This is a genomic window from Flavobacterium chuncheonense (assembly GCF_042686145.1).
Classification (GTDB): domain Bacteria; phylum Bacteroidota; class Bacteroidia; order Flavobacteriales; family Flavobacteriaceae; genus Flavobacterium; species Flavobacterium chuncheonense.
Map to the genome: position 1 here is coordinate 678,776 of NZ_JBHUPC010000012.1, position 20,059 is coordinate 698,834.

Below are 20,059 nucleotides of genomic sequence, written 5' to 3' on the forward strand. Positions count from 1 at the left end.
TTTTTTGATTGATGATGATTCTTATTTATAATTTCTATTTGCAAAAGCTGCTTTCACTTCGTTCAAATTACGTTGTATACGATCAAAGCTGTTTTCTCTATATTCGATTGCAATTTCAGACTCTACAGCAGTTAATAGCGCATTTGAATTAACTTTTACTTTTGGCACTTCTTTTGTTTCATTTTTCAATTCAATTGTGCTATCTGTGGTTACAACATCAACAGCTGCCAAAAGTTGCTCTGGAGTCACATATTGATATTTCACCTTTGTTAATTGCTCTTTTGTCAAAATATTACTTTTATTGAATTCATTTTCTTGAACAACATTCTCTTCTGTATCGACTTTGGCTATTCTTGTCTTTTCAAAAATCACGTTAGTTGTATTAATAGCTTTCACTACTTCCGCTTTAGGAACATTATTCTCAACACTCATTTCTTGAATATTTTCTGGCAATGTTTCAGGTGCAATTACTACCGGAGTTGCATTCGTTATAATCTCAGTAGTTGTATTCGAATTAAACCATACAACAATTCCAGAAACAAGAAAAAAAGCCGCCGCAACATATAGCATAACATAACTCTTCCTTGGTCCTTTCGGTTCTTGTACCGTTAACATAGCGTCTAGTCGATCCCAAGAGTTTTCGGATGGATTAATTTCGCGAGACCCCAATTTTTCTCTTATTTTATTTTCGATATTATTTGGTTCCATTCTGCGTTTGTTTTAGTTGGTTAATTTGGTTTTGCAGTAATTTTCTAGCATTTGCCAATTGAGATTTTGACGTTCCTTCCGTTATATTCAACATCGTAGCAATTTCTTGATGTTTGTACCCTTCTATAGCATAAAGGTTAAAAATTGTTTTACAGCCATCAGGTAATTTATCAATTAACAACTGAATGTCATCTACCGAAAAATCATTTAAGTCTTCATCGCTTACATTTCCAAAAGTGACACCTTCTTCAATATCTTGATGCTTGAAAACATTTTTCTTTACTCTAATAAAATCAATACATTCATTGACCATAATTCGACGAATCCAACCTTCAAAACTGCCTTTATGTTCAAATTTATTCAAGTTGGTAAAAACCTTCATAAATGCGGTTATCATAACATCTTCAGCATGATGCAAATCACTTACATATTGCCTACATACTCCTAACATTTTAGGAGAAAATTTTGCATACAATTGTTGCTGAGCCTGTCTATTGTTTGCAACAGCTTGCTCAATTAATTGTCGTTCTTCTTGATGTAAATTGATTACCTTCATCTTGAAATTTTAATACGCTCAAATCAATTTCATATGCTCTACAAATGCGTTCTATTTATAGAGACGAGAATGGTAAAAAAAAGGTTGTACCGAATTGAAAAAAAATTATTTTTTCCTTTCAATTACATAATTAACCATCAAAGTTAATGCCTCTTTGTAAGGTGATGAGGGGAAGTTTTGAATTAACGCTAAAGCTTCTTGCTGAAAGGCTATCATTTTCTCTTCAGCATATTGCAATCCCTTTTTGTCTTTAACAAATTGAATTACCTCTTTTACGCGCTTTTTATCTTTATTGTGGTTTTTAACCGAATTTATAACCCAACTTTTTTCTTTAGGCGAACAACTGTTTAACGCATAAATTAAAGGTAAAGTCATTTTTTGTTCTTTGATATCGATTCCCGTAGGTTTACCAATAGCATCATCCGTGTAGTCAAACAAATCATCTTTAATTTGAAAAGCCATACCTATAAGCTCTCCAAATTTACGCATCTTTTCAACTGTATCTTTGTCTTCTGGCGCTACCGAACAGGCTCCTAACGAACAACAAGCCGCAATTAATGTCGCCGTTTTTTGACGAATAATCTCGTAATACACTTCCTCTGTAATATCGAGTCTACGGGCTTTTTCAATTTGCAGCAATTCACCTTCGCTCATTTCACGAACAGCAACCGAAATGATTTTTAGTAAATCGAAATCTTCGTTATCTATTGAAAGTAATAAGCCTTTTGATAATAAATAATCACCTACTAAAACAGCTATTTTATTTTTCCAAAGTGCATTAATCGAGAAAAATCCACGACGTTTATTACTATCATCTACTACATCATCGTGTACCAAAGTTGCAGTATGAATCAGTTCGATTACTGAAGCGCCACGAAATGTTCGTTCGTTTACCTCACCTCCCGAAACCATTTTAGCCGTTAAGAAAACAAACATTGGTCGCATTTGCTTTCCTTTTCGATTGACAATGTAATGGGTAATTCGGTTAAGAAGTGCAACTTTTGAGGACATCGAGTTTTGAAACTTTTTTTCAAAAAGTTCCATTTCTAAGAATATAGGATGTTTGATTTGTTCTACGACTTTCATGCTGGTTTCAAAAATACTGAAATTTCAGTATAATTTATGATTTATTTGCCAATTGTCCGCAAGCTGCATCAATATCCTTTCCACGACTACGTCTTACTTTAACAACTATATTATTTTTCTCCAAAGCTGCTATATAATCATTTGTAGCCTGCTCTGAGGCTTGTTGAAAATCACCATCATCAATAGCGTTGTATTCAATCAGGTTTACTTTACATGGCACATACTTACAAAATTTCACCAAAGCATCAATTGACTTTTTGTCATCATTAATCCCTTTCCACACTACATATTCGTATGTGATTTTACTTTTTGTTTTTTTGAACCAATATTCTAAAGCTTCACGTAATTCTGTTAACGGAAAGCTTTTGGTAAAAGGCATGATTTCATTACGAATCTCTTCAATTGCCGAATGCAATGATACCGCCAACTTAAATTTCACATCATCATCCGCCATCTTTTTAATCATCTTGGAAACACCTGAAGTCGAAACTGTAATACGTTTTGGCGACATTCCTAATCCTTCAGGAGAAGTAATCATGTCTATTGCTTTCATAACATTAGGGTAATTCATCAAAGGTTCACCCATTCCCATGAAAACAATATTCGACAATGGCCTGTCGTAGTACAAACGACTTTCACTATCTATGGCTGCCACTTGATCGTAAATTTCATCAGGATTCAAATTACGCATACGCTTTAAACGTGCCGTTGCGCAAAAATTACAATCCAAACTACACCCTACTTGACTTGAGACGCAAGCTGTAGTTCTAGTCTCTGTTGGTATCAATACCGATTCAACGATTAAATCATCATGCAAACGAACCGCATTTTTTACGGTACCATCCGAACTACGCTGCATGGTATCTACTTTGATATGATTGATTACAAAATTTTCTTCTAGCATAGCTCGTGTTTCTTTTGAAACATTTGTCATATCTTCAAAAGTATGAGCACGTTTACTCCATAACCATTCATAAACTTGATTGCCACGAAAAGCTTTGTCTCCATTGGAAACAAAAAATTCGCGTAATTGTTCTTTTGTTAAAGATCGGATATCTTTTTTTATCGTTTGCATGTTGCAAATTTAAGTTAATTTGTCCATTTGGTTATTTGGTTATTTGTAATTTTGCACAAAATTCATGAAACATGCACTTTATCTCGGAAGAATTAGAACATTACGTTGAGCAACACTCGGAAAATGAACCAAAATTATTAGCCCAACTTAACAAAGAAACACATCAGAAAATACTACAACCTCGCATGTTAAGTGGTCATTTTCAAGGTAGAGTTTTAAGTATGCTTTCCAAAATAATCAATCCAAAGAACATTTTAGAAATTGGAACCTATACAGGATACGCAACTTTATGTTTGGCTGAAGGCATGCAAAAGGATGGTACTTTGGACACTATCGATATTAAAGAAGAGTTAGTGGATTTCCAACAAAAATATTTTGATGCTTCTCCATGGAAAGATCAAATTACTTCGCATTTAGGAAATGCTTTAGATATAATACCTACGTTAAATAAAAAGTTCGACTTAGTATTCATTGATGCAGACAAAGACAACTACATCAATTATTTCCATATGATTGTACCAATGATGAACCAAGGCGGCATCATTTTATCTGATAATGTATTGTGGAGTGGTAAAGTAGTTGAAGAACTTGATCCAAGAGACATCAGTACAAAAGTATTAGTCGAATACAATCGTTTGCTTAAAGACGACCCTAGAGTTGAAACAGTTTTGTTACCAATCCGAGATGGGTTAACGGTAAGTCGCGTTTTATAATTATACCTGCAATTGTGGATATTTTTTAACCACCAATTGATACAATTTATAAAAACAAAATCCGAAAAGCATCCCAAAGAAATAACCAGTTAAAATATCACCTGGAAAATGCAAACCTAGGTATATTCTGCTGTAGGCAAATATTAAGGGAAATAAAAAAAGTAATCCTACATACTTGTAATAACGACGCAACACTAATCCCACGAACATAGTTGCGGCCATAGAATTTGCAGCATGTCCTGAGAAAAAGCTAAATGAATTTCTATGAATTACAATTCGAATAACCTCCATAATTTCGGGATCATTACATGGACGTAAACGCTGAAAATGATTTTTAAAAAAATTAGTTGTTTGATCGGTAAACGTAATAAGCAATGCTAAAAATAAAACTACTACTCCTAAGTTCTTCCAACCTATTTTTTTTTGAATTAAATATAACACTGTTAAAATAAGTGGCACCCAATTGAATTGCTTTGTTATCAATTCCCAAAAAGGGTCAAATTGTGCAGAACCTAAACCGTTTAAAAAAACAAACAGTTGCTTGTCAAGGTCAATAATCTGTTCCAAAATTACATTTGTCTTTTTATAGGTCCGGTAATATTTTCAATGTCTTCTTTTGCTTTTTGAATAGGATTTTGAATATCTGAAGCAATATTTTCCAATGGATTAATAGACTTATTAATTTCTTCTTTAGCCTTTTTAATTTCTTCCGAAACACCACCTGTCAAAGAGTCCAAATCCATACCCGAATCTTTTGCACTTCTACTGATTTCGGTTTTAATTTCGTTAGTGGCATTTTTAAGTTGCGCCATCCCTTTTCCAAGTGAACGTGCAAATTCTGGAATTTTATCTGACCCAAAAAGCATCAAAACAATAAAAATTATGAAGACAAATTCTCCACCGCCTATTCCAAACATTTTGATAGTATTATATAATTAGAAAGAACAAAGTTACGAAGATTTGGTGCTTTAAAAATAAAAAAAGGCACTTTAACAAGTGCCTTTTTTTATAACTATTAAATTATTTGTCCAATTCGTCAAATTTAGACTTCACTTCTTCTTTTGGCCACATATTGTTGGTCACATCAATATCGGCTGTTTCTAACTTAGGATCCAACTGAATTTTAACCACTTTTTTACTTGTAGCGAAAATGCGTTTAGCAGTGTCATTATTCTTTCTCCAAATTTGAGCTGGGAATTTATGAAGTTCTGTAGTTCCATCTTCAAATTGAAATTCTGCAATAATTGGCATAATCATACCTCCTGGTTTTTCAAACTCAACTTCGTAGAAAAACTTAGGATTTTTCAATGCTGCTCTTTCAGATGCAGAATAGTTAGATGATAAATAATCTTCTAAAACTTGAATATCAGCAACATTCAACGCTTTCTTTGTCGCAGAATTAAATTCTTTATGCTCTTCATCAATTAAATAGACAAAAGGCCCCATATCACGTAAGAATCTTCCTCTACGCGCTACATAATCTTTCAATTCTTGAGTAGGCTCAGTTGAAACATAGTACTGCTTCACACTTTTAATTCCTAGATCAACATAATCCGTTGAATAGAACCAACCTCTCCAAAACCAATCCAAATCTACTGCAGATGCATCTTCCATAGTTCTGAAGAAATCTTCTGGAGTTGGATGTTTGAATTTCCAACGGTTTGCATATGTTTTGAATGCATAATCAAACAATTCTGGCCCCATAATCGTTTCACGAAGAATATTCAAACCTGTAGCTGGTTTTCCGTAAGCATTAGCTCCAAATTGGAATATATTTTCAGAATTCGACATAATTGGCGCAATAAAATCTTGATTCCCTTTCATGTAAGGAACAATTTTATCCGCAGGACCTCTATCTAACGGGAAGTTTGGATCGAATGTTTTTTCAGCTAAGAATTCCATAAAAGTATTCAAACCTTCATCCATCCAAGTCCATTGTCTTTCATCTGAATTTACAATCATTGGAAAGAAATTATGTCCTACTTCATGTATAATTACACCTAACATTCCGTATTTAACTCTATCCGAATACGAACCGTCTTTTTCTGGACGACCAAAATTCCAACAAATCATTGGATATTCCATACCTTGATCTTGAGCTGAAATAGATACCGCCTTTGGGTAAGGGTAATCGAATGTATAGTGAGAATATGACTTTAAAGTGTGTGCAACCGCTCTTGTTGAGTATTCTCCCCAAAGTGGATTTCCTTCTTTTGGATAAAGCGAAATTGCCATTGGAGTAGTCGTCTCAAGCTTAACTGCCATTGCATCTAAGATGAATTTACGCGATGTTGAGAATCCGAAATCACGAACATTTTCCGCTTTAAACTTCCAAGTTTTCTTTTTATCAGAAAAGCCTTTTTCCGCCGCAATCGCTTCTTCTTGCGTTACAATAACAACTGGTTTATCATAAGTTTTTTCAGCCAATTCCCAACGCTTCATTTGAGTCGCCGTAAATACCTCTTTTCTATTTTGTAAAACACCTGTAGCCTCCATAACGTGATCTGCCGGAACTGTAATGCTTACGTCGAAATTACCAAATGGTAACGCAAACTCTCCTCTACCCCAGAATTGCATGTTTTGCCATCCTTCAACGTCACTATAAACCGCCATACGAGGATAAAACTGTGCAATTACATACAAACGGTTACCGTCTTCAAATTGCTCATACCCCGAACGACCTCCGTCAACTTGGTAATTATTGATATTGTACCACCATTTAATTGAAAACGTGATTTTTGCACCAGAAGCAAGTGGTTTATCTAAATTAATACGCATCATCGTTTGATTGATGGTATAACTCATATTTTTACCCGATTTATCTTTTACTTCTTCAATATGAAAACCTCCTTGAAAAGGCTCTTCCATAAATTGTTTTGCAAATTTATCAGGCGAAAGTGCCGGAGCCATTCTTTGGCTTTCCACCAATGGCGTATTCGACTGAGGAGCACGCATATTTTGATCCAGCTGTACCCATAAATATTCTAAATTCTCAGGAGAATTATTGTGATACGTAATGGTTTCGTTACCAAACAACTTGGTGTTTTTATCATCCAACTCCAACGTCATTTTGTAATCAGCTTGTTGCTGATAATACGCTGGTCCTGGCGCACCTGATGCTGTTCTAAACATGTTAGGCGTTGCCATTTCCTCATACATTTGACGAAACTTATTTTCGTTATAATGTCCTGGTTTTCTCGTTTCTTCTTCTGTTTTTCCATTTTGCGCTGTTGCAAAAAAGGAAGTCGCCATTACTAAAACTGAAGAAAATAGAATCTTTTTTGTCATGGTTTTTAATATTCTTTAATTCTCGATATTCGCTAACCTTTCACTGTTGGTTAACAAAAAACTTTTCTTATTATGATTGATATTGGTATGTACTAAATTTTGTTGTTCAGAATAAATTTCTGTTAAGATTGCATTAAAAAATTCGAAAGTAGCTATTTTTTGAGAATTATCAACTTTTAAATAACATATTAACACATCATCCTCATATTCGCTTCCCAAAAAAACCAACTTTTGCACTTTTCCATTAATAGTAACCCTCATTTTATCAGCAAGATAATTTTGAATCAATTGTTTTGCTTCAGGCAACTCTTTTGTTGTTGCTAAGAACAATTTTTTATTATTTTTTTTATCCAATGCTTTTTCCAAATCATCGATAAATATGCGACTGGAAATTTCTATTCTTCCCTTTTTTACATTTTCATCAATTTGCGTCACCGAAACATAGAATTTATGCAACGAAAAAGACGAAAAAAGCAAAACGAGTATAAAAAAAACTCCGTATTTAATTTTTGAATTCATTCTCTGTTTTTAATCTTGATTTGTATTAGTAGTATTTTCAGTTGATTTGTTACGTTTAAACTCCTCAACTTTTTGCAGTAAGTATTCTACAAATTGCAATTCATTTTCTGGTTTTAAAAATTGAGCCAATTGGTCAACACCAGGTTCTGCAAAAGCTATAAATGTTGCAATCTCTTCATTTTTAAGCTTTAAATTATTAACAAAGAAATTATGTGAAAAACGTCGGTAAAGATGATCTGAAAAAGACATGGACGTCACTTCATTTTTCCAACGCGATTCGTAAACCTTTCTCGAATTTCGCTTAGGATCTCCTTTAATACCCAGTAAACCAGCAACACCTACTAGTATCATTTTAATATCAATACTACTTCCATTAGGTGCAAACTGACTTGGCATAACAGAATTTGGCGTTCTATCAAATCTACTATCGCTATACTGTCGTTTTTCGCCCACATCTATAGACGACATATTGAGTCCGTAAACTTTTATTTTTTTAGTATCTTCTTTTAAAATCCCTGTTAAAGTTGAAGGAGAGACCACTACTTCATCGAGTTCGTTAATCTTAACATCCAATCGGATTTCCAAATCATCTACCCAAAAATCATTTTGAGTCAATACATATTTTTTGGAAACAAAAGCCAAACTTTGAAAAAACAATGTATCTGTTTCACGTGCTTTAATTGAAAACTTTCCATCAATATTAGTAATCGATGTTGTGTTACTGCTAATATTAAAAACTGAAATATTTTCAACATCTAACGAATCGGATAGGATTTTACCCACTAATACAACCCGTTCTTTACCTTGGGCAAAAGTCCACTGTGTAAGTATCAATAATAAAACCGTTGCAAATAAGTAGTTTTGCCTCATATATTTTTCAGTTAGTTCCACTTGCTAACAACTTCTTGTAATTCGCTGCTAATTCACTTATAAGAAAAACAGCCATCGTATTGTTTTTAGAAGTTACTGCCTGAATCAATCGCTTTTCATCCACAACATAATACAAAAATCCTTCCACATGCTCTTGCGGTATCTTTAAAGTATTGACTATAAATTTTTCATCATAGGTTTCAGTAAGCAACTCCATAAATGTTTGCTTTCGTTCAACTTTTAATTCTTTTTTAAGTTGTTTAGTGCGTCCCGAAATAGCATTTATAACACCATCCAATGGCATTGCAGTTCCCAATTTAAATTCAGAAGCAGTTTTCAAACGACGTTCAGCTGGTGTATACGATTTCATCCCTTTCGGAATGATGCCTAAAGATTCGGCATTAATACTTTTATATTCCGTCATAACAACCTCATTCAATTCGCTAACTAAGGGTTCCATCGGTATGAAAAGTAAATCCTTGGTAAAATCTTCCTCAGCAACAACATGTATTGTTCCTTTTAACCCGACCGAACTAAACATAATCGTATCCTGAACCGATGCAGTAATTGAAAAATAGCCTCCTCTCAATGTAACAAATCCTCTCTTCGTATTTTTATTAATCACATGAATACCTTCCAAAACACTATATTCTGAAACAACTTTTCCCTTTACAATAGAATCCTTTTGACCGTAATTCAGATTAAAAATCATACAAATAAGAAGAAGTAGCCGTATATCCATTTAACTGTTTCTAAATTAATACTTTGTAAAAATAACCGCTAAACCTCCCAATTAAATACTAAGAAGATGATAAACTTATGTTAAGACAAAATTGTAATTTTGTTTAAAATGAGAGAAAAATGAAAAAAATCATAATTGCCAGTACCTCAACATTACACAACAGCGGGTACTTAGAATATTTACTCCCTACACTAGCTAAACATTTTGAAAAAGCTACATCCATACTATTCATTCCGTATGCAAGACCTGGAGGTATTACACACGATGAATACACCGAAAAAGTACGAAAAGCATTTACTACTATTCACAAAAAAGTAACAGGGCTCCACGAATTTGAAAACCCAATTGAAGCATTACAACAAGCTGAAGGAATTTTTACTGGAGGTGGTAACACCTTTTTATTAGTTTCAGAATTGTATCGCAACAATATAATGGAATCTTTAGCCAAAGTTGTAAATAACGGAACACCATATTTAGGCACAAGTGCAGGAAGTAACATTTGCGGATTAACAATGGGCACTACAAACGATATGCCTATAGTCTATCCACCAAGTTTCAGAACACTTGGCTTCATTTCCTTTAACCTCAACCCGCATTATTTAGACCCAGATCCATCCTCTGAACATATGGGAGAAACCAGAGAAACAAGAATTAACGAATTTCACAAATTCAACCCGCAACCAGTATTAGGTTTACGAGAAGGAAGCTGGTTAGAAGTAAATAATGACTCAATCGTATTAAAAGGTCATTTAACTGCACGATTGTTTAAACAAAATGAAGCAGCAATTGAAATAGCTCCTGAAACGGAATTAAACAATTTAAAATAACAAAAAGCCTCAAGCATGTGTTTGAGGCTTTTTGTTATAAAAGATGCGATTACAAATTGAATTAAAATAAAAAACCACTCTTTTGAGTGGTTTATCTGTGAGCGGAAGACGAGGCTCGAACTCGCGACAACCAGCTTGGAAGGCTGGAGCTCTACCAACTGAGCTACTTCCGCAGTAAAAAATTAATTCAGTAAAACTTGGAGCGGAAGACGAGGCTCGAACTCGCGACAACCAGCTTGGAAGGCTGGAGCTCTACCAACTGAGCTACTTCCGCAATAAAAAATTAATTCAGTAAAACTTAGAGCGGAAGACGAGGCTCGAACTCGCGACAACCAGCTTGGAAGGCTGGAGCTCTACCAACTGAGCTACTTCCGCATTTCTGAGTGCAAATTTAATCTAAAAGTTAAACGAAATGCAAGTTTTTTTTTGAAAATTTTTCACCTATCTTTATAAAAAAGATTGCTACCTATCCAAAAAACTAATTAAACCTTTCACTATTAACCAATTACACCATAATGCTTTTTATAAAAAAAATTACAGCTAGTGACACTTTTAGTGTCCGACAACCCATTTTAAGAGCAGGAATGCCCCTTGATAGTTGTAAATTTGACCATGATAACGACTCCAACACCTCCCATTTCGGACTTTTTGAAGACAATAATTTAAAAGGTGTAGCTTCACTTTTCAAAAAAAGTAACTCAAATTTTAAAAATGAGACCCAATTTCAATTAAGAGGCATGGCTGTTTTAACAGAGTGCCAAAAAAAAGGATACGGAGCACAGCTCATTCAAGCAATTGAAAAAGAAGTTAAAATTCAAAAAAATGGCTTAATTTGGTTTAATGCAAGACTAATTGCTGTTCCATTTTATGAAAAATTAGGTTACACAACCTTCGGCACAGCTTTTGAGATTGATTCAATTGGCACACATTTCGTGATGTTCAAAGTAATTGAATAGACACACTAAGTTATGTTTAAAAAATTATTTCTACTTTCGATACTACTCATTTTCGTTTTCAGTTGTAAAAAAGATAACGAAATAACCAGTATTGATGATAGTTTAATAAAGTCGGAAGACTCGAATACTGTTATTCGACCTATTCCTAGTGAAAAGCTAGAATCATTAAGTGACAGTTTACAACTTTATTACTCCAAACTCAACAACCTTGAAATTTGGTACGATCAAGAAAACAGAACTGATTTAATTAACGAAATTAAACTTTGCTATAATGAAGGTTTGAACCCTGATGACTATAACCTGGACAAAATTCAAAAATTAGAAGCCAAAAGAGAAAACTTAAAAGATGATGAAATCATCAACTATGACATACTACTAACTCGCTCTTTTCAAAAACTCGCTTCTGATTTATACAAAGGAAAATTAGACCCAAAAGTTTTGTATGAAGACTGGGATATTAGCAAAGAAGATGTAGCTCTTTCTCCTCTATTGGAAAAAAACATTAAATCGCATACAATTGCTTCAACTTTTAAAAACCTAAAACCTCAGCATTTCATCTACAATCAAATTAAAAAAAGTCTATATCATCTGGAACAATATCCCGAATATCGCTTCAAAAAAATTACTTTAAACGATAAAATTGAAGTAAATGATACACTTGACGAAATCATATCGATTAAAAAACGATTAGCGTATTGGAAAGATTATCGTATTAAAGACAGTATCATTACACCTGTATATGATAGTTTAACGTTTGAAGCTGTGAAACGTTTTCAATTAAGACATGGCTTAAAGCCCGATGGCGTTATAGGCAAAGGAACTATTAAAGCTTTTAATTATTCTAAAAATGAACGTCGTGAACAGATTATTGCCAATCTGGAACGTTGGCGCTGGTTTCCAAAAAATCTAGGTGAAGAATATTTGTTAGTTAACTTACCGAATTACAATCTTGTTTATGTGGTTAACAACGATACAGTATCCACAAACAGAGTTGTCATTGGAACTCCTAAAAGAAAAACCCCTATTTTGAGTTCGCACATGTCAAATTTTGTATTCAACCCCACATGGACTGTACCTCCAACAATTATAAAAGAAGACTTAACTCCTGCAGCAAAAAAAGATATCGGCTATTTTGAACGTACTAAAATTTCGATTTTCGATAAAGAAGGCAATCAAATTGAACCTACAGATTGGAAACCAGAAAAATCAAAATCTTACCGCTATGTACAAGCGGCTAGTTATGACAATTCATTAGGCTTAGTTAAATTGAATTTCCCAAATCGTCACGCTGTATATTTACACGACACCAACCACAGGGATTACTTTGTAAAAGAATACAGAGCTTTGAGTTCTGGTTGTGTGCGTATTGAAAACCCATTACTACTCACCGAAAAAATACTTTTAAAAGAGGATGAAAAATGGACAACTGCAGAAATAGACAGCCTAATCGTTAGAAAAAAGACAAAAGTTGTTCCGTTAAAAAATAGCAAAATTAATGTGTACTTATTCTATTGGACAAGTTGGCTGGATAAAAACAACAAACTACAATTCAGAGAAGATGTGTATAATCTCGACAAAGATTTGTTTCAACAATTACGAAACTAACTTTGATTTTTCAACATAAGATCTAGAAGGATGATAAATAAAAAGACAAGATTTCCCTTTAATTGTTTCAATTAAAGTTTTATGTACAGTATACGGAACTGCAGGACAACCTTGACTTCTTCCCAAACGTCCATTTGCTTTTACAAACTTTTCAGAAGCGTAATCAGCACCATGAATAACAACAGCTCTTTGACGCGCATTGTTATTTATTCCATATTCTAAACCGTCAATTTTTAACGAAAGTCCGTGTTTCCCGGTATAAGTTTCACCTGTAAGATAAAACCCTAAACTACTTTGATACGATTCTGATTTATTTGAAAATTGATTTGCAAATTCCATTCCCGAATTTTTACCATGTGCCACTAACGATTGTAATACAACCATTTTGGTGTTCATATCAATAACCCACAAACGCTCTTCCTTTGAAGAAAGACTGAAATCAACAATGGTTAAATACTCATTTTCTATCAATCCTTGTTGCTGCAATTGCGAATATCCCTCAAAAGCTTTGAAAAAACTCTCATATTGAGGTAACGAATAATTATTTGCTTCTATTGATTGATAAAACGATTTACAACTCGCTTCAAATGCTACTTTTTTATTTGCAGCAATATCTTTAGGGTCTGTAGCAATTACTATATTATCATTTTGTTTAACTTTAGTCTCTTTTATAGAATCAAACGACATTAAACTCAAAAGCACAAGAGGCAAAAATCTGTAAATCATTGTAAATCTTATAGTTGGTTTGTTTTTTAAAGGTTTCAAATATATTTATTTATTTTTACTAAACAAATTTTAATTTGCATTTTATCGTAAAAAAAAGCATTTTATCGGCTTTCTGTTATATTTACAACAAAATACCTCTATTTTGAAAAATTAATTTTAAAACTAAACAACCCCAATTGTTTTGCAAAACTTTTTTTATGCATAAAACACTTACAATCTGTATTTTAAACCTACTCTTTTCATCCTATATATTTTCTCAAAACGAGGAAAACACCAAAAAGACCTTACAGACATTTAAAATTAATAGAAACATTTCTATAGATGCCAATTTAGATGAACCCGAATGGCAACAAGCAGAGTCTGCTACCAATTTTACAATGTTTGATCCGGACAACGGAAAACCCGCACCAAATGAACTTAAAAGTGAAATAAAAGTACTCTACAATAACGATGCTATTTACATTGGCGCTATTCTATATGATAGCGAACCTCATTTAATTATGAAAGAAATTACAGAGCGAGACAACTTTGGAGTAAGTGATAGTTTCGGTGTATATCTGAACGGTTACAATGATGGACAACAAGATTTTCAATTTTATGTAACAGCTGCCAATGGTCAAGCGGATTGCAATTTTACTTCACAAACTGGAGAAGATTACTCTTGGAATGCTATATGGGAAAGCAAAGCGCAAATCACAGATTATGGCTGGGTTGTTGAAATGAAAATACCTTATGCGGCACTACGTTTTCCTAAACAAAATGAGCAAGTTTGGGGCATTAACTTTTTTAGAGAAGTACGACGAAAAAGACAAAAATTCACTTGGTCTCCTGTAGACAATCAAATAGGTGCTTTTTCGCAACAAGCGGGTATTTTAAAAGGCATCCAAAACATTAAAACACCTACACGTCTTTTTTTAATTCCGTATGCATCCAGTTACGTTAGCAAAACTCAAGATGAAACTTCAACAGAATTCAAAGGTGGTTTGGATATAAAGTATGGCATAAACGATGCCTTTACTTTAGATGCTATTTTAATACCTGATTTTGGTCAAACCAAATTCGATAATGTAGTATTGAATCTAGGACCATTTGAACAGCAGTTCAATGAAAATCGTCCCTTTTTCACAGAAGGAACCGATTTGTTTACCAAAGGAAATTTGGTGTATTCCAGACGTATTGGCGCCCTTCCAAACTTAAACATCACATTAGAAGAAAGCGAGGAAATAGCTGAAATTCCTGCTAATATCAATTTGGTAAATGCTTTAAAAATATCAGGTAGAGACAAAAGCGGTTTAGGTGTCGGTTTTTTAAATGCCATTACAGAACGAACAACTGCAGCAGTAAAAAATACTGTGACAGGGAATGACAGGGAAACCGTAGTTGCTCCATTAACCAACTATAATGTAACTGTACTTGACCAACGTTTTAACCAAAACTCTTCAGTAACTTTAATTAACACCAATGTTACCCGAAATGGTTCTTTTAGAGATGCCAATGTTACTGGAATGCTATTCGACCTTAATACTAAAAAAAACACCTACAACCTTAATGGTGATGTTAAAATGAGCAGCGTTTACGATATAAAGAATTATAACGGATATAGCACTTCTTTATATTTTGCAGAAACCAGCGGTAAAATTCGATATCAAGTAGGTGGTAATTATATTTCAAAAGATTATGACAACAATGATTTAGGTATCATTTTTCAAACCAACTATGCTTCGATCTCTGGTAATGTTAATTACAGAATTTTAAATCCTACCAAGTATTTCAATACTTTCCGTTTGAATTTAAATTCCTATATGGAATACAACAATACAACAGGAAAGATACAATCGAGCAATTATAATATCAATTTTGGCGGAAACAATAAATCCAATCATTACATAGGAGCCAATTTTGATTACAACCCTTTTAAAAATTACGATTATTATGAGCCTCGACAAGAAGGCCGATATGTTATTTATCCAGAAAGTTATGGTGGTAATGTATATTTATCTTCAAATTACAACAACCCACTTGCTTTAGACATTTCACCTTCTTTTTATACCACTTACGAAAAAGGCAGGTATAATTATGGCATTAATATTAGTCCAAGATACCGTTTCAGTGATAAGCTTTCCATGATCTACAGTTTTAATCTGAGTAAACAGCTGAATAATGTTGGCTATATTGATAATGATTCTACCAATATTTACTTTGCAAAAAGAAATCGCAGTACCTATACCAATAGTTTATCTAGTAAGTTTTCCATCAATAGTAATATGAATTTTAATCTACTAGTACGCCACTATTGGTCATTAGCAGAAAATCAAAATATTTTCACATTGAATGATGATGGCACTTTAGCAGAAAACTTGGAATACAACACAAACAAAGATTCTAATTTCGGCACTTGGAATATGGATTTATCGTATTCATGGTGGTTTGCACCTGGGAGTCAAATTTCCGTATTATACCGAAATAACGCCTCAAACTTCAACCGAGAAATCAACAACAATTTTAATAGTAATTTTTCAAGTCTCCTTGATGATAATTTAAATCACACCTTCTCTGTAAGCGTACGGTATTACATCGACTACAATCAAGCTAAGAATTGGCTTAAAAAAACATAATTCATACCCACTTAATTAGCGTAATGGTTATCTTTGTGTAAATTTTTCAAAAAATGAACAAAAAAGTTATATTAATGATTTTAGATGGTTGGGGAAAATCACCTGATCCTAAAGTTTCTGCAATTGATAATGCTAACACTCCTTTTATTGATAGTTTATATACAAAATACCCAAATGCGCAATTGCGTACCGATGGTTTAAATGTTGGCTTACCAGAGGGGCAAATGGGAAATTCAGAAGTTGGTCACATGAATCTTGGTGCTGGACGCATTGTTTATCAAGATTTAGCTAAAATTAATTTAGCTGTAGCCAATAAAACTATGAATCAAGAAAAGCCTTTAATGGATGCTTTTGATTATGCCAAAAAAAACAACAAACCCGTTCACTTCCTTGGACTTGTTTCCGATGGTGGCGTACACTCTCACACTTCACATTTAAGAGGATTAATTGATGTTGCGGAAGAAAATGGCCTAAAAAACATGTATGTTCATGCTTTTACAGACGGTCGTGATGTAGATCCAAAATCTGGTGCAAAATACATAAAAGACCTTGATCACTATTTGCAAAATACAAATGCAAAGCTTGCTTCAATCATAGGGCGTTATTATGCAATGGATCGTGATAAAAGATGGGAACGCGTCAAACTTGCTTATGACTTAGTTGTAAATGGAGTTGGGGAAAAATCAAAAGATGCCGTTGGAAGCATTTTAGACAGTTATGCTAATGATGTCACCGATGAATTCATCAAACCGATAACTATGGTTGATAGTCATGATAATCCAATCGCAACTATTCAAGATGGGGATGTAGTGGTTTTCTTCAACTTTAGAACCGATAGAGGACGTGAATTAACTGAAGCTTTATCACAAAAAGATTTTCATGAACAAAACATGCACAAACTTAATTTGTACTATGTTACCATGACCAATTATGATGAAACATTTGAAAATGTTCATGTAATTTACGACAAAGATAATATCACAGAAACTCTAGGAGAAGTTTTAGAAAAAGCAGCTAAAAAACAAATTCGTATTGCCGAAACAGAAAAATACCCTCACGTTACATTCTTTTTCTCTGGTGGAAGAGAGGAACCGTTTAATGGTGAAATGCGTATTTTAAAAAATTCACCAAAAGTGGCTACTTACGACTTAAAACCTGAAATGAGCGCATTTGAATTAAAAGATGCATTGGTTCCTGAGCTTAAAAAAGGGGAAGTTGACTTTGTTTGTTTAAACTTTGCAAATGGTGATATGGTTGGACATACTGGTGTAATGGAAGCAGCGATCAAAGCTTGTGAAGCAGTGGATGTTTGTGTTAAAGAAGTAGTAGAAACTGCTCTTGAAAACGGATACACTACATTATTAATTGCCGATCACGGAAATTGTGAAACCATGATTAACCCAGACGGAACGCCAAATACAGCACACACCACAAACCCTGTTCCGTTAATTTTAATTGACAACGAATTAAAACACATCAATAGTGGCGTATTAGGTGACGTTGCTCCAACCATTCTTGATCTAATGCAAATACCTCAACCAGAAGTAATGACCTGTAAGTCCTTACTTTAATCCAAAACTTGATGAATAATCTACTGAAATTACTGCTGCTTTTCCAAATTATTTGTTTCAAAATCTATGCTCAAGGAGGAGCTTCCTCTTGCGCACAACTTGAAGCAAACTATCAAGATTATCAATCTTGTGCTACTTCAATCCCCTTTTCCAATTCTGTAGGAGGGAATAATGAATTCTTTAATACCAGTTGTATTCCAACAGCCTTTGTAGGACCGACATGGTTTTTTATAGAAATTAAAGATCCAGGAAATGTAATTTTACAAATTAGCCAAACCAATTCTAATGGTAATGGAGCCGATGTAGATTTTGTATTATGGGGTCCCTTTACAAACTTGACAAACGTTTGCAGCCAATTGAACCAATCAAAAGAAAAAGATTGTAGTTATTCTTCAGCAGCAGTAGAAACCGTTAGTATTCCATCAAGTACTCCAGGACAATTGTATGTTTTGTTAATCGATAATTATTCAGGACAATCTGGTCAAATTTCAGTGAGTCAAATAGGCGGTTCTGGTAGCACTAACTGTGATTTCCTTTCAACTGTAAAAATTAACAATACAGATGGAACTCCAATAAGTAATTTAGATGCTAATTTGTGTTTTTCGGATACAAAACAAATTATGGCAACTATTGATGTTAATGCTTTTACTGGAAATGCGAGTGATTTACGTTTTAATTATACTTGGTATAAAAATGGTGTACAAATAGGAACTCCTGTTTTAAATGACAGTAACCCTACCAATACCATTACTATAACGAGTTCGGGTACGTATAAAGTAGAAACTACAACTTATGACATTGTAAATAATCCCAATCAAAATAGCCCAATACCCGCAGTGAGTGATGCCGAAGTAGATTTATTTTTCCATACTACCCCAGATGTCGCAATAACATTAAACGATTATAGTTGTGTGAATACAAATCCGCAACTTACAACGAATATATTGAATTCGTCCGCTTTGGTTACTGGAGTTGACAATCTTACTTACCAATGGTACTTGAATAACAATCCTATTACAGGGGCTACTGCTCAAAACTACTCTCCTACTCAAGTTGGTGAGTATTTTGTAAAAGTAACCAACAGTCCATGTCCTTCAGTAAATTCAAATGTAATTCAGATTATTGAAAATCCAGTTATTATCAATAACCCAAATGCATTAGTAACATGTAGCACATCAGAATTTGCGACTTTCAATTTACAAGAAAACGAAAATGCCATTACTGCTTCAACAACTTACCCAACAGTATCTTTTCAATATTTCACTTCTTTAAATGAAGCTATTGCTAATACAAATCAAATAAACGATCCTAGCAATTTCATGAATACAAATCCATATAATCAAACCATTTACATTCGATTAACTAGCATTATTAATACAAACACGAATGACGAATGTTATACTATATTGGAACAAGAATTAATAGTAAAACCTTATCTTGAAAATGTCCTTTCCGATAACCCTTATACTATTTGTTACAACGCTGAAAACAACATTGCCTACCCCGTTGAGGTTAAAACCAACTTGAATGAAACCGATTATGAATTTATATGGTACAATGGTTTTAATGCTGTTGCAGGTAATGAAATAACTGGCGCTACAAGCAGTTCGTTTACAACAAGTAATCTTGGATTATTTTCCGTACAAATAACTGATATTACAGGAGCTACACCTTGTGCATCCACTTTTAATTTCACAACACAAACTTCTCCAATTCCACAAACAGTTACAGTATCACCAAGTGAATTAATCGCTTTTGATTCCGATAATACTGTTGTAGCAACTGCTACCCCAAATTCATCTGATTATTTATATGCAATTGATAATGGTGGTGAACAAGAAAGCAATATTTTCTATAATGTGCCACCAGGAAAACACTTTTTAAAAGTGATTAATAAATATGGATGTGGAGAAACCAAAACAGTATTTACTATTGTGGATTATCCAAAATTTTTCACACCAAATGGAGACACATTCAATGATGTTTGGAACATTAGAGGCACTTACCTTTTTGACGCCTATACTGTTTCAATATTTGATCGTTATGGAAAATTGATTACACAAATACGGAAAAATACTCCAGAATGGGACGGCACTTTTAATGGTCAAATGCTGCCGGCTTCAGACTATTGGTTCCGATTGGTTTACACCATAGATGATGTAGAATACGAATATCGCAATCATTTCACTTTAAAACGTTAAT

18 protein-coding genes and 3 tRNA genes are annotated in these 20,059 nt (G+C 33.7%); 7 read left to right on the forward strand and 14 right to left on the reverse strand.

Features of this window, described 5'->3' with window-relative positions; translation table 11 throughout:
- Positions 1 to 21: 21 nt before the first annotated feature.
- The 4 genes from ACFS5J_RS07135 to rlmN all read right to left on the reverse strand — a co-directional run bounded on the left by ACFS5J_RS07135 (position 22) and on the right by rlmN (position 3,425).
- The gene (locus ACFS5J_RS07135) at positions 22 to 708 is read right to left on the reverse strand and encodes a hypothetical protein (protein WP_379811391.1); all 687 of its coding nucleotides are present in this window, start codon (positions 706 to 708) and stop codon (positions 22 to 24) included.
- Positions 695 to 1,264, reverse strand: a complete 570-nt coding sequence (locus ACFS5J_RS07140; protein ID WP_379811392.1) for an RNA polymerase sigma factor — start codon at positions 1,262 to 1,264, stop codon at positions 695 to 697. The genes ACFS5J_RS07135 and ACFS5J_RS07140 overlap by 14 nt, the downstream gene beginning before the upstream one ends.
- A 105-nt stretch (positions 1,265 to 1,369) precedes the next feature.
- Entirely contained in the window at positions 1,370 to 2,350 is a 981-nt protein-coding gene (locus ACFS5J_RS07145) for a polyprenyl synthetase family protein (RefSeq protein WP_379811393.1), read from the reverse strand.
- A 34-nt stretch (positions 2,351 to 2,384) separates the two neighbouring features.
- Positions 2,385 to 3,425 (reverse strand): 23S rRNA (adenine(2503)-C(2))-methyltransferase RlmN, encoded by a 1,041-nt coding sequence (gene rlmN / locus ACFS5J_RS07150; protein ID WP_379811394.1) that lies wholly within the window; start codon positions 3,423 to 3,425, stop codon positions 2,385 to 2,387.
- 71 nt (positions 3,426 to 3,496) lie between these two features.
- On the opposite strand from rlmN, the gene ACFS5J_RS07155 reads away from it, so the two are divergent.
- Positions 3,497 to 4,138, forward strand: coding sequence for an O-methyltransferase (locus ACFS5J_RS07155; protein WP_379811395.1), 642 nt, complete (start codon positions 3,497 to 3,499; stop codon positions 4,136 to 4,138).
- Here the strand turns inward: ACFS5J_RS07155 and ACFS5J_RS07160 are convergent, their stop codons facing one another.
- The 6 genes from ACFS5J_RS07160 to ACFS5J_RS07185 all read right to left on the reverse strand — a co-directional run bounded on the left by ACFS5J_RS07160 (position 4,139) and on the right by ACFS5J_RS07185 (position 9,557).
- On the reverse strand, positions 4,139 to 4,708 hold the full coding sequence (locus ACFS5J_RS07160) for a phosphatase PAP2 family protein (protein ID WP_379811477.1): 570 nt from the start codon (positions 4,706 to 4,708) through the stop codon (positions 4,139 to 4,141).
- A complete protein-coding gene (locus ACFS5J_RS07165; RefSeq protein WP_379811396.1) occupies positions 4,708 to 5,055 on the reverse strand; it encodes a Sec-independent protein translocase subunit TatA/TatB in 348 nt (115 codons plus the stop codon). The genes ACFS5J_RS07160 and ACFS5J_RS07165 overlap by 1 nt, the downstream gene beginning before the upstream one ends.
- A 103-nt stretch (positions 5,056 to 5,158) precedes the next feature.
- Positions 5,159 to 7,426, reverse strand: coding sequence for a M1 family metallopeptidase (locus ACFS5J_RS07170; protein ID WP_379811397.1), 2,268 nt, complete (start codon positions 7,424 to 7,426; stop codon positions 5,159 to 5,161).
- A 15-nt stretch (positions 7,427 to 7,441) separates the two neighbouring features.
- Complete coding sequence (locus tag ACFS5J_RS07175) at positions 7,442 to 7,945, reverse strand: DUF6702 family protein (protein ID WP_379811398.1); 504 nt, start codon at positions 7,943 to 7,945, stop codon at positions 7,442 to 7,444.
- Positions 7,946 to 7,954: 9 nt separating this feature from the next.
- Positions 7,955 to 8,815, reverse strand: a complete 861-nt coding sequence (locus ACFS5J_RS07180; protein ID WP_379811399.1) for a hypothetical protein — start codon at positions 8,813 to 8,815, stop codon at positions 7,955 to 7,957.
- Positions 8,816 to 8,822: 7 nt separating this feature from the next.
- Positions 8,823 to 9,557, reverse strand: coding sequence for a carboxypeptidase-like regulatory domain-containing protein (locus ACFS5J_RS07185; RefSeq protein ID WP_379811400.1), 735 nt, complete (start codon positions 9,555 to 9,557; stop codon positions 8,823 to 8,825).
- 119 nt (positions 9,558 to 9,676) lie between these two features.
- Between ACFS5J_RS07185 and pepE the strand changes: the two genes are divergently transcribed.
- Positions 9,677 to 10,384, forward strand: coding sequence for a dipeptidase PepE (pepE, locus tag ACFS5J_RS07190; RefSeq protein ID WP_379811401.1), 708 nt, complete (start codon positions 9,677 to 9,679; stop codon positions 10,382 to 10,384).
- 100 nt (positions 10,385 to 10,484) lie between these two features.
- On the opposite strand, the gene ACFS5J_RS07195 is transcribed toward pepE, so the two are convergent.
- The 3 genes from ACFS5J_RS07195 to ACFS5J_RS07205 form a co-directional block, all read right to left on the reverse strand.
- A tRNA-Gly gene (locus ACFS5J_RS07195) sits at positions 10,485 to 10,557 on the reverse strand.
- A gap of 25 nt (positions 10,558 to 10,582) precedes the next feature.
- Positions 10,583 to 10,658: transfer RNA gene (locus ACFS5J_RS07200), tRNA-Gly, on the reverse strand.
- Between the two features lie 28 nt (positions 10,659 to 10,686).
- Positions 10,687 to 10,759, reverse strand: a tRNA-Gly gene (locus ACFS5J_RS07205).
- A gap of 140 nt (positions 10,760 to 10,899) precedes the next feature.
- Here ACFS5J_RS07205 and ACFS5J_RS07210 point away from each other — a divergent pair.
- Positions 10,900 to 11,340: a GNAT family N-acetyltransferase gene (locus ACFS5J_RS07210; protein WP_379811402.1), complete on the forward strand. Its 441-nt coding sequence runs from the start codon at positions 10,900 to 10,902 to the stop codon at positions 11,338 to 11,340.
- Between the two features lie 12 nt (positions 11,341 to 11,352).
- Positions 11,353 to 12,945, forward strand: a complete 1,593-nt coding sequence (locus tag ACFS5J_RS07215) for a L,D-transpeptidase family protein (protein ID WP_379811403.1) — start codon at positions 11,353 to 11,355, stop codon at positions 12,943 to 12,945.
- Here the strand turns inward: ACFS5J_RS07215 and ACFS5J_RS07220 are convergent.
- Positions 12,934 to 13,671, reverse strand: coding sequence for a murein L,D-transpeptidase catalytic domain family protein (locus ACFS5J_RS07220; protein WP_379811404.1), 738 nt, complete (start codon positions 13,669 to 13,671; stop codon positions 12,934 to 12,936). The two genes, ACFS5J_RS07215 and ACFS5J_RS07220, sit on opposite strands and share 12 nt — an antisense overlap.
- Positions 13,672 to 13,868: 197 nt before the next feature.
- Between ACFS5J_RS07220 and ACFS5J_RS07225 the strand changes: the two genes are divergently transcribed.
- From ACFS5J_RS07225 to ACFS5J_RS07235, 3 genes are read left to right on the forward strand one after another with little or no spacing between them, the layout of a single operon-like run.
- The gene (locus ACFS5J_RS07225; protein WP_379811405.1) at positions 13,869 to 16,286 is read left to right on the forward strand and encodes a DUF5916 domain-containing protein; all 2,418 of its coding nucleotides are present in this window, start codon (positions 13,869 to 13,871) and stop codon (positions 16,284 to 16,286) included.
- A gap of 53 nt (positions 16,287 to 16,339) precedes the next feature.
- Positions 16,340 to 17,857, forward strand: coding sequence for a 2,3-bisphosphoglycerate-independent phosphoglycerate mutase (gpmI, locus tag ACFS5J_RS07230; RefSeq protein WP_379811406.1), 1,518 nt, complete (start codon positions 16,340 to 16,342; stop codon positions 17,855 to 17,857).
- Between the two features lie 11 nt (positions 17,858 to 17,868).
- Positions 17,869 to 20,058 (forward strand): T9SS type B sorting domain-containing protein, encoded by a 2,190-nt coding sequence (locus ACFS5J_RS07235; RefSeq protein WP_379811407.1) that lies wholly within the window; start codon positions 17,869 to 17,871, stop codon positions 20,056 to 20,058.
- Position 20,059 lies beyond the last annotated feature (1 nt).